General features: G+C 60.4%; 16 protein-coding genes. 7 read left to right on the top strand and 9 right to left on the bottom strand.

All coding sequences use genetic code 11. The annotated features are described in order from the left end of the window. Positions 1–9: 9 nt before the first annotated feature. Both AB6803_RS11770 and AB6803_RS11765 read right to left on the bottom strand, forming a co-directional pair. Positions 10–393, bottom strand: coding sequence for a RidA family protein (locus AB6803_RS11770; protein ID WP_371109057.1), 384 nt, complete (start codon positions 391–393; stop codon positions 10–12). A gap of 10 nt (positions 394–403) precedes the next feature. Then, positions 404–2,011 carry a carboxyl transferase domain-containing protein gene (locus tag AB6803_RS11765; RefSeq protein ID WP_371109056.1) on the bottom strand — a complete coding sequence of 536 codons (1,608 nt, stop codon included), beginning with the start codon at positions 2,009–2,011 and terminating at the stop codon, positions 404–406. A 60-nt stretch (positions 2,012–2,071) separates the two neighbouring features. Here AB6803_RS11765 and AB6803_RS11760 point away from each other — a divergent pair, with 60 nt between their 5' ends. Together AB6803_RS11760 and AB6803_RS11755 are read left to right on the top strand one after the other, a co-directional pair. Further along, positions 2,072–2,326, top strand: coding sequence for a type II toxin-antitoxin system HicA family toxin (locus AB6803_RS11760; protein ID WP_371109055.1), 255 nt, complete (start codon positions 2,072–2,074; stop codon positions 2,324–2,326). After that, positions 2,323–2,682, top strand: coding sequence for a type II toxin-antitoxin system HicB family antitoxin (locus tag AB6803_RS11755; RefSeq protein ID WP_371109054.1), 360 nt, complete (start codon positions 2,323–2,325; stop codon positions 2,680–2,682). Before AB6803_RS11760 ends, AB6803_RS11755 begins: the two co-directional genes overlap by 4 nt. Positions 2,683–2,722: 40 nt before the next feature. Here the strand turns inward: AB6803_RS11755 and AB6803_RS11750 are convergent, their stop codons facing one another. Together AB6803_RS11750 and AB6803_RS11745 are read right to left on the bottom strand one after the other, a co-directional pair. After that, positions 2,723–3,886 (bottom strand): isovaleryl-CoA dehydrogenase, encoded by a 1,164-nt coding sequence (locus AB6803_RS11750; protein ID WP_371109053.1) that lies wholly within the window; start codon positions 3,884–3,886, stop codon positions 2,723–2,725. Between the two features lie 30 nt (positions 3,887–3,916). Beyond that, the gene (locus AB6803_RS11745) at positions 3,917–7,417 is read right to left on the bottom strand and encodes an indolepyruvate ferredoxin oxidoreductase family protein (protein ID WP_371109052.1); all 3,501 of its coding nucleotides are present in this window, start codon (positions 7,415–7,417) and stop codon (positions 3,917–3,919) included. Between the two features lie 269 nt (positions 7,418–7,686). On the opposite strand from AB6803_RS11745, the gene AB6803_RS11740 reads away from it, so the two are divergent. Further along, positions 7,687–8,346, top strand: coding sequence for a glutathione S-transferase family protein (locus tag AB6803_RS11740; RefSeq protein ID WP_371109051.1), 660 nt, complete (start codon positions 7,687–7,689; stop codon positions 8,344–8,346). A 7-nt stretch (positions 8,347–8,353) separates the two neighbouring features. Here AB6803_RS11740 and AB6803_RS11735 read toward each other — a convergent pair whose 3' ends face one another. Further along, positions 8,354–9,250, bottom strand: a complete 897-nt coding sequence (locus tag AB6803_RS11735) for a LysR substrate-binding domain-containing protein (RefSeq protein ID WP_371109050.1) — start codon at positions 9,248–9,250, stop codon at positions 8,354–8,356. Between the two features lie 148 nt (positions 9,251–9,398). Between AB6803_RS11735 and AB6803_RS11730 the strand changes: the two genes are divergently transcribed. Beyond that, positions 9,399–9,584 (top strand): hypothetical protein, encoded by a 186-nt coding sequence (locus AB6803_RS11730; RefSeq protein WP_371109049.1) that lies wholly within the window; start codon positions 9,399–9,401, stop codon positions 9,582–9,584. A gap of 6 nt (positions 9,585–9,590) precedes the next feature. Here AB6803_RS11730 and AB6803_RS11725 read toward each other — a convergent pair whose 3' ends face one another. Beyond that, positions 9,591–9,911: a hypothetical protein gene (locus tag AB6803_RS11725; RefSeq protein ID WP_371109048.1), complete on the bottom strand. Its 321-nt coding sequence runs from the start codon at positions 9,909–9,911 to the stop codon at positions 9,591–9,593. A gap of 110 nt (positions 9,912–10,021) precedes the next feature. On the opposite strand from AB6803_RS11725, the gene AB6803_RS11720 reads away from it, so the two are divergent. After that, positions 10,022–10,378, top strand: a complete 357-nt coding sequence (locus AB6803_RS11720; protein WP_371109047.1) for an MmcQ/YjbR family DNA-binding protein — start codon at positions 10,022–10,024, stop codon at positions 10,376–10,378. Here the strand turns inward: AB6803_RS11720 and AB6803_RS11715 are convergent, their stop codons facing one another. Both AB6803_RS11715 and AB6803_RS11710 read right to left on the bottom strand, forming a co-directional pair. Beyond that, complete coding sequence (locus AB6803_RS11715) at positions 10,379–10,999, bottom strand: glutathione S-transferase family protein (protein ID WP_371109046.1); 621 nt, start codon at positions 10,997–10,999, stop codon at positions 10,379–10,381. It lies immediately after the preceding gene. Positions 11,000–11,180: 181 nt separating this feature from the next. Continuing rightward, entirely contained in the window at positions 11,181–11,537 is a 357-nt protein-coding gene (locus AB6803_RS11710; protein WP_371109045.1) for a DUF4406 domain-containing protein, read from the bottom strand. 125 nt (positions 11,538–11,662) lie between these two features. Here AB6803_RS11710 and AB6803_RS11705 point away from each other — a divergent pair, with 125 nt between their 5' ends. Next, positions 11,663–12,418 carry a DeoR/GlpR family DNA-binding transcription regulator gene (locus tag AB6803_RS11705; protein WP_371109515.1) on the top strand — a complete coding sequence of 252 codons (756 nt, stop codon included), beginning with the start codon at positions 11,663–11,665 and terminating at the stop codon, positions 12,416–12,418. A gap of 119 nt (positions 12,419–12,537) precedes the next feature. Then, positions 12,538–13,014: a DUF2127 domain-containing protein gene (locus AB6803_RS11700; protein ID WP_371109044.1), complete on the top strand. Its 477-nt coding sequence runs from the start codon at positions 12,538–12,540 to the stop codon at positions 13,012–13,014. A gap of 35 nt (positions 13,015–13,049) precedes the next feature. Here AB6803_RS11700 and AB6803_RS11695 read toward each other — a convergent pair whose 3' ends face one another. Further along, positions 13,050–14,057: an asparaginase gene (locus AB6803_RS11695; protein ID WP_371109043.1), complete on the bottom strand. Its 1,008-nt coding sequence runs from the start codon at positions 14,055–14,057 to the stop codon at positions 13,050–13,052. Positions 14,058–14,183: the final 126 nt, after the last annotated feature.

Here is a 14,183-nt window from a genome sequence, read left to right as displayed (position 1 = left end):
CAGTTGATCCTATTGCGCGGCGACAACCTCGACCTCGAGCAGCCATGCGGTGTCAAAAATGCCGGCGATCACCACCGTCATGGCTGGCGTGAGTGAGCCCAGATATTCGGCGCGGATCTCGCGGTTCTCCATGGTGTGGTGACGGTCGGCAAGAAAGACCGTCACCTTGACGATGTCGACCTTGCTCATGCCGGCGGCTTTCAACTGGGCGTCGACATTGAGCCAGGCCTGGCGCGCTTGCGCCTTGAACCCCTCCGGAAGCGCATCATCTGATGTCATCGGAATCTGGCCGCTGACGAATAGCAATTTCTCGAAATTCTCGAGCTTCACGGCCTGGGCATAGCCACCACGCGGCTGTGGTGCGTTCTTGGCATTGATGGCGTCGCGTTTCATCTCAATCTCCTCACATCCTGAACAAGCCAAAGCGCGTGTCTTCGATCGGCGCATTGAGTGCGGCCGACAGCGATAGTGCCAAGACATCGCGGCTCTTGCGCGGGTCGATGATGCCATCGTCCCAAAGGCGCGCCGAGGCATAGAGCGGGTGGCTCTGGGTTTCGAACATTTTCAAGGTCGGCTGCTTGAAGGCCGCCTCTTCCTCTTTCGTCCAGGGCTTGCCGGCGCGCGCTAAGGCCTCGCCGCGCACGGTCGCGAGCACACCGGCCGCCTGCTCGCCGCCCATGACGGAGATGCGGCTGTTCGGCCAGGTCCAGAGGAAACGCGGCGAATAGGCGCGGCCGGCCATGCCGTAATTGCCTGCGCCGAAGGAACCACCGATCAGCATGGTGATCTTCGGTACCCTGGTCGTCGCCACCGCCGTCACCAGTTTGGCGCCGTGCTTGGCGATGCCCTCAGTCTCGTATTTCCGGCCGACCATGAAGCCGGTGATGTTCTGCAAGAAGACCAGCGGGATCTTGCGCTGCGAGCAAAGCTCGACGAAATGTGCGCCCTTCAGCGCCGATTCCGAAAACAGCACGCCATTGTTGGCGATGATGCCGACAGGAATGCCGAGGACATGGGCGAAGCCGCAGACCAGCGTCGCGCCATAGCGCGCCTTGAACTCGTCGAAGCGCGAACCGTCAACGACGCGGGCGATGACCTCGCGGACATCATAGGGCGTGCGCAGATCGGAGGGCACGATGCCGAGGATTTCTTCCGGATCGTAGAGCGGTGGCTCCGGCGTGCGCAGCTCGACAGTCACCGGCTTGTGGCGATTGAGATTGGCGACTGCCTGCCGGGCGAGCGCCAGCGCATGGGCATCGTCGCGCGCCAGATGATCGGCGACGCCGGAAAGGCGCGTATGCACATCGCCGCCGCCGAGATCTTCCGCCGAAACCACTTCGCCGGTGGCAGCCTTGACCAGCGGCGGCCCGGCGAGAAAGATCGTCCCCTGCCCCTCGACGATGATGGTTTCGTCCGACATGGCCGGGACATAGGCGCCGCCCGCCGTGCAGGAACCCATGACCACGGCAATCTGCGGAATGCCCGCCGCCGACATGTTGGCCTGATTGTAGAAGATGCGGCCGAAATGATCGCGGTCCGGAAAGACCTCATCCTGGTTCGGCAGATTGGCGCCACCGGAATCGACCAGATAAAGGCAGGGCAGATTGTTTTCCGCCGCGATCTCCTGCGCCCTCAGATGCTTCTTCACCGTGACCGGATAGTAGGTGCCGCCTTTGACGGTCGCGTCGTTGCAGACGATCATGCAGTCGCGGCCGGAAACGCGGCCGACGCCGGTGATCAGCCCCGCGCCCGGCGCCTCGTCGCCATAAAGGCCGTGCGCGGCCGTCGCACCGATTTCAAGGAAAGGCGTCGCCGGATCGATCAGTCCCGCTACGCGATCGCGCGGCAACATCTTGCCGCGACCGACATGCCGCTCGCGCGCCTGCGCACCGCCGCCCTCCGCCGCCCGCAAGGCCGCCGCCTCGGCCACGCCGATCGCTTCCAGCATCGCGGCGCGATTATTCCTGAACCGGTCCGAATGGGCGGAGATATCTGATTTCAGGACGGTCATTGACTTAGCCTATTTGCTACCATATTTTGATACCAATAATTTGCCGTAGCGGAACGATCCATGAATTCGAAGCAGCGGCAGACGCTGGAAGCCATTTTCACCAATCCGGTGAGAGCCACCATTAAGTGGCAGGATATCGAAGCTCTGCTGGTGGCGATCGGCTGTGAGGTGTCGGAGGGAAATGGCTCCCGCGTTCGTTTTACGCTTCGTGGTCGAACATTGTTCATCCATCGACCGCATCCAAAGCCCGATACGAAGCAATATGTCGTTCGCACCGTCAGGGAGTTCCTGACAGATTTGGGAATAAAGCCATGAGACCTTACAAGGGTTATACCGGTTCGGTGGAGTTCGACGAGGATGATATGGTTTTCCATGGCCGTATCGTCGGCATCAAGGACATCGTCACCTTTGAAGCGGAGACGGCACAGGAATTGGTGCAAGCCTTCCGCGACAGTGTCGATGATTATCTGGCATTCTGCGCAGAGAGATCGCAGGAACCCGATCGGCCGTTTTCCGGGAACCTCTCCCTGCGCATGACTCCGCGCCTGCATCAGCAGGTCGTTCGAGCAGCCGGGAACAAGGCTCAATCCGTCAACCAATGGATCACCGATACGTTGATGGAAGCTGCGTCGCGGGATGCAGAGTCGGCTTCCATGGTTGTGAAGGCATAGTTTACTTTCCCTTGAATTAGCTGATGTCTCGCTTTCGAAATCAGATGGTTTCGGCAAACAGCTCCCGCCCGATCAACATGCGGCGGATTTCGGAGGTGCCGGCGCCGATCTCGTAGAGCTTGGCATCGCGCAGCAAGCGGCCGGCCGGATAGTCGTTGGTATAGCCGTTGCCGCCGAGGGCCTGGATGCATTCCAGCGCCAGCGCCGTCGCCTTCTCGGCGGCGTAAAGAATGCAGCCGGCGGCATCCTTGCGGGTCGTTTCGCCACGATCGCAGGCGGCGGCGACCGCATAGACATAGGCGCGGGCGGCATTCATCGTCACATACATGTCGGCAAGCTTGCCCTGCATCAGCTGGAACTCGCCGATCGGCTGGCCGAACTGCTTGCGCTCGTGCAGATAGGGCAGCACGACATCCATGCAGGCGGCCATGATGCCGACAGGACCGCCGGACAGGACGACGCGCTCGTAGTCGAGGCCGGACATTAGGACCCGCACACCGCCATCGACCTGACCCAGCACATTTTCCGCCGGGACTTCGCAATCGATGAAAATCAGTTCCGACGTGCTGGAGCCGCGCATGCCGAGCTTGTCGAGTTTCTGGCCGACAGAGAAACCCGTGAACCCCTTCTCGACCAGGAAAGCGGTGATGCCGCGTGGACCAGCATCGGGGGTGGTCTTGGCGTAGACGACCAGCACTTCGGCATCGGGACCGTTGGTGATCCACATCTTGCTGCCGTTCAAAATATAGCGGTCGCCGCGCTTTTCGGCATGGAGCTTCATCGAGACGACATCGGAGCCGGAGCTGGGCTCCGACATGGCGAGCGCGCCGACATGCTCGCCGGAAATCAGCTTTGGTAGGTAGCGCGCCTTTTGCTCACTCGTGCCGTTGCGGTTGATCTGGTTGACGCAGAGATTGGAATGGGCGCCGTAGCTGAGGCCGACGGAGGCCGAGGCGCGGCTGATCTCTTCCATGGCCACAGTATGCGCGAGATAGCCGAGACCCGCACCGCCGTAAGCCTCATCGGCGGTGATGCCGAGCAGGCCCAGCTCTCCCATCTCCCGCCACAGATGCATCGGAAAGCCATTGTTGCGATCGATCTCATCGGCAAGCGGCGCGATACGGCGTTCGGCAAAGCGGCGCACGCTGTCGCGCAATGCCTCGATCTCGTCGCCGAGCGCGAAATTCAGTCCCCCGTCATACATGGCTTTCTCCTCCCGCTTCTCTCCTGAACATCACGCCGCATCGGCGGGAACGTGCTGCTTCTCCTGCGGCATGTCATAGGTCTTCAGCTTCTCGGCGATCCGCGCCATGACCTTCCGGGCGGCCTCCTCCTTGACCAGTCCGTAGCCTCTGATCTCATCGAACAATGACAGAATAGCAAGGGCCTCCGTCTCATTATCCGCGCGCAGACGGCCGAGGACGCGCTCGGCGATCCCTTCATATTCGTCGATCAGCCGGCGCTCGAGTCGACGTTCGGCCATATAGCCGAAGGGATCGAAGGCGGTGCCGCGCAGCCGTTTCATCGGCGCGAGCCGGCGCAGCAGTGGCAAAATCCAGGGACCGAATTCGCGCTTTTTCGGCCATCCGTTCGGATCCTTGCCGGCGAGCATCGGCGGGGCGAGATTGAGAGCCAGCTTGAAATCGCCTTCCATCTCGTCGCGCAGATGCGCCTCGAAAGCGGGATCAGTCAGAAGCCGCGCCACTTCATATTCGTCCTTATAGGCGAGCACCCGGGCATAGGTCACGGCAACGGCGAAGGGCACTTTGTCGGAAAGCTGGGCCTTGGCGGCCGCTGCCGCGGCACGCGTGACGAAAGCGGCATAGCGATCGGCAAGGGCCGCATTCTGATAGGCGGTCAGATGCGCCTTGCGGTGGGTGATCAGTTCGCCGAGGCTCATCTCCACCAGCGTCTTTTTCGCCTCCGGCTCGCTCATCATCTCATGGACGGCTCGCGGATCATGCGCCAGCAGCCGGCCCCAATGGAAGGCCGAGAGGCTGGCCTTGACCGCCACACCATTGAGCTCGATCGCTTGTTCGATGGCTTCCAGCGACAGCGGCAGCAGACCGCGCTGCCAGGCAAAGCCGGTGAGCAGGATGTTGGTCGACATGGCATCGCCGGTGACTTCGCTCGCGACATGGCCGAAATCGAGGAAGACGGATGTGTCGGTGACGGTCTTGGCGATGGCATGCTGCACCGACCCGACCTTGAAATCGAAATCGCGGTTACGGACAAAATCGGCGACCGGCATCAGGCCGGTGTTGACGATGGCGGTGGTGCGGGCGGAAGAGCAGAGCGTGATCGCATCCTTGGACGCACCGACCACTTCATCAGCGGAAAGCAACAGGTCGGCGCCGCCATTGACGATGCGCGACGAGGTGACGTCAGCCTGATTGTGACCGATGCGCAGATGGCTCATGACGGCGCCGCCCTTTTGCGCGAGGCCGGCCATGTCGAGGATCATTGGCACCTTGCCGTCGAGATGAGCGGCCATGCCAAGGATGGCGCCGATGGTCAGAATGCCGGTGCCACCGACGCCGGCGATGGCAATATTCCAGGGACGCTCGCCAAGAGCCGGGACTTCCGGCATCGGCACCTTAACATCCGCATGTTCCAGCGCCTTGCGTTTGCGGCGCTTGCCGCCATGGACGGTGACGAAGGAGGGGCAGAAGCCCTTCACACAGGAAAAATCCTTGTTGCAGCTCGACTGGTTGATCTGGCGCTTGCGGCCGAATTCCGTTTCCAACGGCTCGACTGAAATGCAATTGGATTGCACCGAGCAGTCGCCGCAGCCCTCGCAGACAGCCGGGTTGATGAAGACGCGCTTGGCTGGGTCTTCAAGGAGACCACGGCTGCGACGACGGCGCTTTTCGGCAGCGCAGGTCTGGACATAGACGATGGCCGAACAGCCCTCCGTCTCGCGCAGCGTTAGCATCACCTGATCGATATTATCGCGATGCAGGACCTTGACGCCGGGAGCCAGATTCGATGCCGAATAGGCCTCCGGACTTTCCGAGAGCAGATAGATCGGCTTGACACCTTCGCCATGCAGCTGGCGGGTGACGAGTTCCGGCGTCAGGTAACCGTCGATCTGTTGCCCGCCGGTCATGGCGACGGCGTCGTTATAGAGCAGTTTATAGGTGATATTGACCTTGGCGGCGACCGACTGGCGGATGGCGAGAATGCCGGAATGAAAATAGGTGCCGTCGCCAAGATTGGCGAACATGTGCTTCTCGTCGGTATAGCGGGCGATTGCCGTCCACGGCACGCCCTCGCCGCCCATCTGCGTGAAGGTCTCGGTGTTGCGGTCCATCCAGGTGACCATGTAGTGGCAACCGATGCCCGCCATGGCCCGGCTGCCCTCGGGCACGCGGGTCGAGGTGTTGTGCGGACAGCCGGAGCAGAAGAACGGCGTGCGGTTCACCGGCGCGACATGGCTACGGCTGATCTGGCCGCGCTCGGCAAGATAGGTGAGCTTGGCGGCGATGCGATCATGCAATGAGGAATCGAGATCGAGCTTGACGATGCGGCCGGCAATGGCCCTCGCGACCGCGCCGACGGTCAGCGCCGCCGACAGGCTGAGATAGGGCTTGTCGTGCTCGTCGAACTTGCCGACGATGCGCGGGCGCACATCGGAACGCCAGTTGAAGAGCTGTTGCTTGATCTGGTTTTCGATGATCTCGCGCCGCTCCTCGATAACCAGCACCTCGTCCAGCCCTTCGGAGAAATGCCGCACGGCTTCCGGCTCCAGCGGCCAAGGCATACGAACCTTCAGGATGCGCAGGCCGATCGCCGCCATTTCCCTCGGGCCGATTTCGAGTTCGCGCAGCGCCTGCAGCACATCCTCATAGGCCTTGCCCGAGGAGATGATGCCGAAGCGGGCGTTGGGCACATCATGGGTCACTTCATCGACGCGATTGGCGCGGGCAAAGGCGATGGCGGCATAGGCTTTGTAGGTCTGGAGGCGATCGTCCTGCACCAGCGGCGGATCGGGCCAGCGCAGGTTCAGGCCGCCGGGCGGCAGCTCGAAATCGGTCGGCAGCACGAATTGGCGTCTTTCACCCGAGAGATCGACGGCAGCCGTCGTCTCGATGGTATCGGCGATGAACTTCATGCCGACCCAGCAGCCGGAATAGCGCGACATGGCGATGCCGAGCAGGCCGTATTCGAGGAATTCATGGATCGAAGAGGGATAGAGGACCGGAATGACCGCCGACATGAAATCATGGTCGGTCTGGTGCGGAATAGTGGAGGATTTGGCGGAATGATCGTCGCCGGCGAAACAGAGGACGCCGCCATGTTTCGATGTGCCGGCGGCGTTGGCATGTTTCAACACGTCTCCGGAGCGGTCGACGCCGGGGCCCTTGCCGTACCAGATGCCGAGCACGCCATCCTTGCGAACGCCGGGCGATAAACCAACCTGTTGCGTCCCCCAGACGGCGGTGGCAGCGAGGTCTTCGTTGATGCCGGGCTGGAAGGTGACATCATGCGCGTCGAGATAGGTCTTGGCTTTTAGAAGCTGCTGATCGTAGCCGCCGAGCGGCGAACCGCGATAGCCGGATATAAAGGCGGCGGTGTTGAGACCGGCAGCGCGATCGCGGCGCATCTGGGTCATCGGCAGACGCACAAGCGTCTGCAGGCCGGTCATGAAGACACGACCCTCGTCTGCGGTATATTTGTCGTCAAGCGATACGCTCGTCGCCAGCATCTGCTCTCCTCCCGAGATCGCAGTCACCAATTGCGCATGGACTTCTTCGCCGGATGCCTCCTACCGCATCCGATGAAAACCATGAGTCGAATCTAACATGCACGGAGGCTAATTTCCGAACAAAGGAGGTGAGCAGACAGCATGATTTGCAAAGATTCCGGGCGGTCTGCAGATATTTTCGTGCTTGGTCCCGTGCACCCATCAAAAGCTTTCATCCAGATATCAGCGGACACCCCTTCCTTTCGCCAATAGCCGCCAATAACCTCGCTCGACTCAAAACACTTCGGAGACGGAACATGCTGACAATCTATGGCGTCTATCGCTCGCGCGCTTCCCGCAATTACTGGATGGCGGAGGAGCTCGGCATCGAATTCAAGTCCGTGCCAGCGCTTCAAGCGCGCCGGCTGGATAATCCTTTGAGCCCCGATGCGCCGCTCAACACGCTGTCGCCGGAATTCCTGGCCGTAAACCCCATGGCGATGATCCCCAGCATCAAGGATGGCGATCTCGTCATGAACGAATCCCTGGCGATCAATCTCTATCTCGCCCGCAAATATGGCGGCCCGCTGGCCGGCAAGACGGTGGAAGAGGAGGGGCAGCTTTTGATGTGGACCATGTGGGCGGCGACCGAGGTGGAGCCCTATTCCGTCGCACTCGTCAGGATCTACGACAATGGCCTTGAGAACAGCGAGGCCGGCAAGGCCGGGATCGCGGTTGCCTGCCGCTCGCTGAAGAAGCCGCTGGATGTGCTTGAGCAGCATCTTCAGAACCAGGATTATATCGCCGGCAATCGCTTCACCGTCGCCGACCTCAACGCTGCCGAAGTCCTGCGTTATGCGCAGACGGAACAGGCGCTGTTCGACAGCCACCCGAAGGTGAAAGCCTGGATCGAACGCTGCCAGTCGCGCGCTGCTTACAAGGCAATGCAGGCTGCACGGGGCAAGGAGCCGGCCTGAGTCCGGCTCACTGGAAGAGACGCATGCTTTCTTCCATCTCCTCGCGGATCCAGGCTTTGAAGGCGGTCACCTTCTTGGCTTCCCGCACGCCTTCAGCCGTGATGAAGTAATGTCCGAAGCCGGTTTTGGCGCGGATGCCGAATGGATCGACGAGGCACTTTTGCTCTAGCGCATAGGCCGCCAGCGTCTGCCAGGCGAGCATCACGCCCTGGCCGGCCATGGCGGCGTCGAGGCAGAGCGAGGCGTCGTTGAAGACATGCCGCTCTTCCATGCATCTGCCGGCAAGGCCGACCTGTTTCAGCCAGATATCCCAGGTAAACATGGCGTGCCCGTCGATCACGGCGGGCACCTTTAAGAGATCCGCCGGCTCCTTGAGCGTGGCGGCGATCTGCGGCGTGACGACGGGAAAGACCTTCTGCGCGAGCAGCAGCTCGGATTTGACACCCGGCCATTGGCCGCTGCCGACGCGAATGCCGATATCGACATCCGATGTCGCCGGATTGACCAGTTGCGTGGTGGCGTCGATGCGCAGACGGATATCCGGATGACGCTTGGCGAAGCGATCGAGCCTGTGCACCAGCCAGCGGGCGGCGAGAACCGGCGCGACCGAGATGGTAAGAATATTATCGTCGCGATATTGCGCCACAGTCACTGCCGCCGATAACGCCTGAAACCCCTCGCCAAGCCGCGCCAGCACCGCGATACCCGCCTCCGTCACCGCCATGCCCCTCGGCGTGCGTTCGAAGACCGGCCGGCCCAGCTGCGCCTCCGCCTTGATCACCTGCTGGCTGACGGCTCCGATGGTCACACCAAGCTCATCGGCCGCCGCCTGCAGCGACCCGAGCCGACCGACCGCCTCCAGGGCGCGAAGCCCGTTCAGATGAACGCTGTTGAGATTTCTCATATAGAATATCTATATCAGCATCCCGGCATTCTCAATTGAAATTCAGCGCGAAACGCGCGATCATTACAGCATAGAGTTGAAACCTGCCGCCACAGACCCACTGAATGCCCGATGGGCGCATATTCGCGGAGAGACGAGGAGGCATGCCATGTCGATACTGAAGCTTTTCTTCAATCACCTGCTGGACGAGGATCGCGAGCGTGAAGACGATCCGCTCAGTCATCCCGTACTAGAGGCCATGTCGCTGGAAGAACTGGCTGACCTGCCGCTCATGCCCGAAAATCTGGGGCGGAAAGCGGATGGGCGGGACATGCGATCGACGGAATGTGCGTGAGCGCGCTCATGGTGAAGCCCAGTGATAGCTTTCCAGAACTCTCCTGTCGCTATCAAGAGAAATGGACCATGCCTCAAGGCCGGGAATGAGGTTTTCATACCACAATCTTTCAACGCAGGGCGTGGTACAGTTCGCATATGCGTAACCAGGATATAGTCGGTCCGGCTTTTCACGCGCGGTCGGACGTCCGAGCTTGGTCAGAACGACTTTTTCCGTATTGCCTACCGCAACAGTTTCAAAAGCCGCACGCCATCTTCGATCGTAGTGAAGATGCCCCTCTATAATTGACAAGAACGCTATCACGACGATGGCGTTCGCAAGTGTCACTCGACCCTCTCGACTGATCGGCATATGGCTCTATACAACGTTAGAGTTGTCTCCATATCCAATGGCTTATATTCTCTTTTGCTCGGACACAACCAGAAAGAGCATGGCAGATGGGCACTGACATCGGCAATATTCTGCAGCGCCTTTTGCGGCTCGTAACAGCAGCCCACTTGCCCGACGTCGAAACCAGTACCCATTACGGCCTGCCGGCGCTGAAAATCGGCGGCAAAGCATTCGCCTCGATCAAGAACACCGAAACCATCGTGCTGTCCCTGCCCGTCGACCGCAAGGAACAACTGATCGAGATGGCACCGGAGATCTATTTCCAATCGGATCACTATATCGGCTGGCCGTCGCTGCCGCTGCGCGTCGCCGAAATCGGCGATGCGGAATTGCAGGACCGACTGATCGAAGCCTGGCGGTTCCGCGCGCCGAAAAAGTTGCGGGCCGCCTTGGACGCCGTCTGATCAAGCCTGCTGGGCAGCAAGTGCTCTTTGCACAGCCGGGCGGTCCAGCATGCGCGCGTGATGGGCACTAACCTTTTCGAAGCGGGCCAGATCGACGCCGTCGCCGGGCAGCCAGCGTGTCAGGGTGAAGAGATAACCGTCTGCGACGGTATATTGCTCGCCCATCACCCATGGACCTTCCAGCATCGTCTCTTCGATCAAGGCAAAGCTCTCGCCCATGGTCTGCGGCACCTTGGCCTTCATCGCCTCGATCGCTGCGGCATCGTCGGTCCAGCGATGGCCACGCATCTTATGGGCATGATTGATATGCACGGTCGAAGCAAGATAGCCGTTGAAAGCCTGCATGCGGGCGAATTCGAACGGATCGTCGAGCGGCGCCAGCTTTGCCTGTGGGGCGATCTGGGCGACATAGGCGAGGATCGCCACGTTTTCGGTGATGACGCCCTTGTCGGTGATCAGCGCGGGAACGCGACCCTTGGGGTTGATCGCCAGGTATTCCGGCGAACGCTGCTCGCCGTTGGCGAAGCTGATAGGCCGGGCTTCGTAGGCGAGACCAGATTCTTCAAGCGCGATCAGGCTCGCGAGCGCACAGGTGCCCGTTGCAAAATAGAGTGTCCGCATAGTCTGTTCCTCGGTTCGACTCCGAGGAAAACTAAAGGCATCCGGGCAAATACGGAAGTGGCTGGCACTGATACTTGCCATGAAAGCTTTTGATGATGCGCAAGGGCGCGCCCATCCCCATGATGCGACGCTGGAAACCGAAGGCCCGCACGTCATGCCATGAAGATGGGCGGCAAGTTCCTTAGCCGCAGCCGGGCACATCCTCCAGCCGATACCAGACGGGAATGCCGCTTTCGCGGGCAATGCGAACATCATTGTCTGCGCCCTTGGATTCGCCTGGCAATCTCAAAACACCCTCGCAAAGTTGCAGCAGCCGGTGTGCGGTCGGGTGGAAAATCTCCTCATAGAGATCGTCGCCGATGCTCTTGCCGCCGGCGGCGTGCCAGACCGGCAAGGCAACCCATTCGCCGATCATCGGCAGGTGCCCTGCCCTGAACAGGGCATGGGACGGCTCTTCCAGCCGCTTGAGATTTGCGGCCATCTTTTCGGGATCGTCCCCGGTTCCGGAGCGATAGGGTCCGGCAATCAGGATCAACATGTCACATCTCCTCTAATCCTGCCCATTGCAGGAATTTGCACGAAAATGCATTAAATTTCTTGATTGTCGACTCATTTCTGATAAATTCGCGATAATTCATGAGTTTTCGTGCGAAAGCAGGCAACGTGCTCACCAGTCAGCGAAAGACCCTCATCCTCGATATCTTGCGCCGCGACGGCCAGGTGATCGCCAAGACTGTCGCCGACGATCTCGGTCTGTCAGAGGACACGATCCGCAGGGATCTTCGAGAGATGGCGGCGGAAAAACTGCTGAAGCGTGTGCATGGCGGCGCATTGCCGCTCTCGCCAGAGCTGCCGGATTTCTCGGCGCGGCAAAGCCTGTCGTCGGAGGTGAAGCGTCAGCTCGGCGCCTATGCGGCAGGGATGATCCGACCGGGACAGACCGTATTCCTCGACGGCGGCACGACGAATGCAGAAATGGCGCGCCATCTTCCCAGGGATTTTTCCTTCACCGTCGTCACCCACAGCCCGACGATTGCAGGCGAACTGGAGCATCATCCGACGGTCGAAGTCATCCTGATCGGCGGCAGGCTTTACAAGCATTCGATGGTGGCGACAGGTGCCGTGGCAATGGCGGCGATCTCGCTGGTGCGACCGGACATCTTCTTCCTCGGCGTCACCGCGATCCATCCCGCCCGCGGCCTTTCGACCGGCGACTTCGAGGAGGCGGCCATCAAGCGGCATATCGCGCAATGCTCGGCGGAAACCTATGTGCTGGCGACGCAGGAGAAGCTGGATGCCGCCTCGCCTTGCCACATCCTGCCCATCACGGCGGTTTCGGGCATGATCGTGCCATCAGATATTGAGGAGGAGAGCTTGGCGCCCTATCGGAGAGCGGAGGTTCCTATTTTTGCCGTATAGCGATAAAAAATAAAGGGGCACAGGAGAGCGCCATCATAATCCGATCCGATATTGGGCTTATGCTTGCGGGATCCGTGTGGTCACTCATCCAAAGCGTTTAGCAAAGGCCTCGATCGAGCATGAACGAACGCCGAATTCATCAGCTCTTCGAGATAAGCGTGCTGTTGAAGGGAGCCCATGCCCTGATCGAATGCATTGGTGGAATAGCGCTCGCACTCATCAGCACCCATACGATCGTTCATGTCGTGAACCTGCTCACCCAAGACGAATTGATCCAGAATCCGAACGACTTTATCGCAACGCACCTGCTTTCCTGGGCGCAAAACTTCTCCCTTGAGAACAAGCACTTCTACGCATTCTATCTCCTGACCCACGGCCTGGTAAAAGTGCTGCTCGTCATCGGTCTTCTCAGGGGCAAGCTATGGGCCTATCCGGCGTCCCTGGCGGCTTTGGGGCTCTTTATCGTCTACCAGCTCTATCGCTTTACCGAGACCCAGGGGATCGGGCTTCTCATCCTGACCGCCTTCGATCTGCTGATCATGGTCCTGATCTGGCATGAGTACCGGCTGGTGCGGCAGCATTTGCCAGCCAAATAGACAAGCGCATGCCGCAGATAAGGGACAACGATATTCTAAGCCGTCAACGCTGACGTCGCCCTGATATCGCCGACATGGATGCGGTTCCAGTTTTTGAGCGCCTTGTTGGCCATGGCCATCAGGCCAGCATGGACGCCACCATCTTTCTCGAAGAAGCGCGCGAGTGTGGCGGCCACCATGGCTTCGGCGGCGCGCGTCGTGCCGTCATCGCATTTGACCGCGATCGCGATGCCCTGCTCGGGGACCGCCGCGCAAAAGACGCCTTCGGCACCGGTCTTGGCGAAAATCCTGCCGGGGGCGATCTGCATCAGCTTCGTGCAGGCGCGGTCGGTGCCGGCAACATAGAAGGGCTCGGCCATGCAGGCGTCGAACAGGCGACGGGACGCCTTGGCGCGCAGCGGCTCCAGTCCGTTGCCGGTCGCCATCCTGGCAAAGCCATGCACCAGGTTCTTGAGCGGCACGGCGTAGCTCGGGATGGCGCAGCCGTCGATGCCGCAATTGTCGTGGCCGAGCGGCGTACCCGTCAGGCTCTGCATCGTCGCGCGGATCTGCTGTTGCAGCGGATGATCGTAGCCGACATAGCCGGTGGGATCGATATCCTGATGAGAGCAGGCGCAGATGAAGCCGGAATGCTTGCCCGAACAATTGTTGTGCAGCGCCGTCGGCTTGTCGAGAGTGCGCGCCTGATGGATGATCGTCTTCTGGTCGAAGGACCAATGCGCGCCGCATTCAAGCGTGGCGACATCCCGGCCGGCGCGCGCAAGCATGGACGCGGCCAGCGCCACATGCTCGTCCTCGCCATTGTGCGAAGAGCAGGCCAGCGCCAGCTCCTTATCGCCAAAGCCATAGGCATCCGCCGCGCCGCTTTCGACCAGCGGCAAAGCCTGCATCGCCTTGCAGGCGGAACGCGGAAACACGCCGCTTTCAATATCGCCGAGCGAGAAAACCAGCTTCCCGTCGCCATCGACCACGGCGACCGATCCGCGATGACGGCTCTCCACGAGATTTCCACGGGTGACTTCGACGCAGACGGGATTGGACATGATGGAAAGCGCTCTTTGATTTGCGGGATGAGGTATTGTTAGCCGCTGACTGGAGGGTTGCCAATTGGTATGTGGCAATCTGTGTATTATAATTGACAGTTATCGGATGTGTATTATAGTACACAA

It is taken from the genome of Rhizobium sp. RCC_161_2 (assembly GCF_041355235.1).
In the GTDB taxonomy this organism is placed as follows: domain Bacteria; phylum Pseudomonadota; class Alphaproteobacteria; order Rhizobiales; family Rhizobiaceae; genus Rhizobium.
The sequence above is the reverse complement of the archived record's forward strand: the minus strand, read 5'-3'. Positions and strand labels throughout refer to the sequence as shown.

Coding starts and splice junctions, on each gene's coding strand:
- AB6803_RS11770 (WP_371109057.1), bottom strand. CDS start 393: ATGAAACGCGACGCCATCAATGCCAAGAACGCACCACAGCCGCGTGGT.
- AB6803_RS11765 (WP_371109056.1), bottom strand. CDS start 2,011: ATGACCGTCCTGAAATCAGATATCTCCGCCCATTCGGACCGGTTCAGG.
- AB6803_RS11760 (WP_371109055.1), top strand. CDS start 2,072: ATGAATTCGAAGCAGCGGCAGACGCTGGAAGCCATTTTCACCAATCCG.
- AB6803_RS11755 (WP_371109054.1), top strand. CDS start 2,323: ATGAGACCTTACAAGGGTTATACCGGTTCGGTGGAGTTCGACGAGGAT.
- AB6803_RS11750 (WP_371109053.1), bottom strand. CDS start 3,886: ATGTATGACGGGGGACTGAATTTCGCGCTCGGCGACGAGATCGAGGCA.
- AB6803_RS11740 (WP_371109051.1), top strand. CDS start 7,687: ATGCTGACAATCTATGGCGTCTATCGCTCGCGCGCTTCCCGCAATTAC.
- AB6803_RS11735 (WP_371109050.1), bottom strand. CDS start 9,250: ATGAGAAATCTCAACAGCGTTCATCTGAACGGGCTTCGCGCCCTGGAG.
- AB6803_RS11730 (WP_371109049.1), top strand. CDS start 9,399: ATGTCGATACTGAAGCTTTTCTTCAATCACCTGCTGGACGAGGATCGC.
- AB6803_RS11720 (WP_371109047.1), top strand. CDS start 10,022: ATGGGCACTGACATCGGCAATATTCTGCAGCGCCTTTTGCGGCTCGTA.
- AB6803_RS11715 (WP_371109046.1), bottom strand. CDS start 10,999: ATGCGGACACTCTATTTTGCAACGGGCACCTGTGCGCTCGCGAGCCTG.
- AB6803_RS11710 (WP_371109045.1), bottom strand. CDS start 11,537: ATGTTGATCCTGATTGCCGGACCCTATCGCTCCGGAACCGGGGACGAT.
- AB6803_RS11700 (WP_371109044.1), top strand. CDS start 12,538: ATGAACGAACGCCGAATTCATCAGCTCTTCGAGATAAGCGTGCTGTTG.
- AB6803_RS11695 (WP_371109043.1), bottom strand. CDS start 14,057: ATGTCCAATCCCGTCTGCGTCGAAGTCACCCGTGGAAATCTCGTGGAG.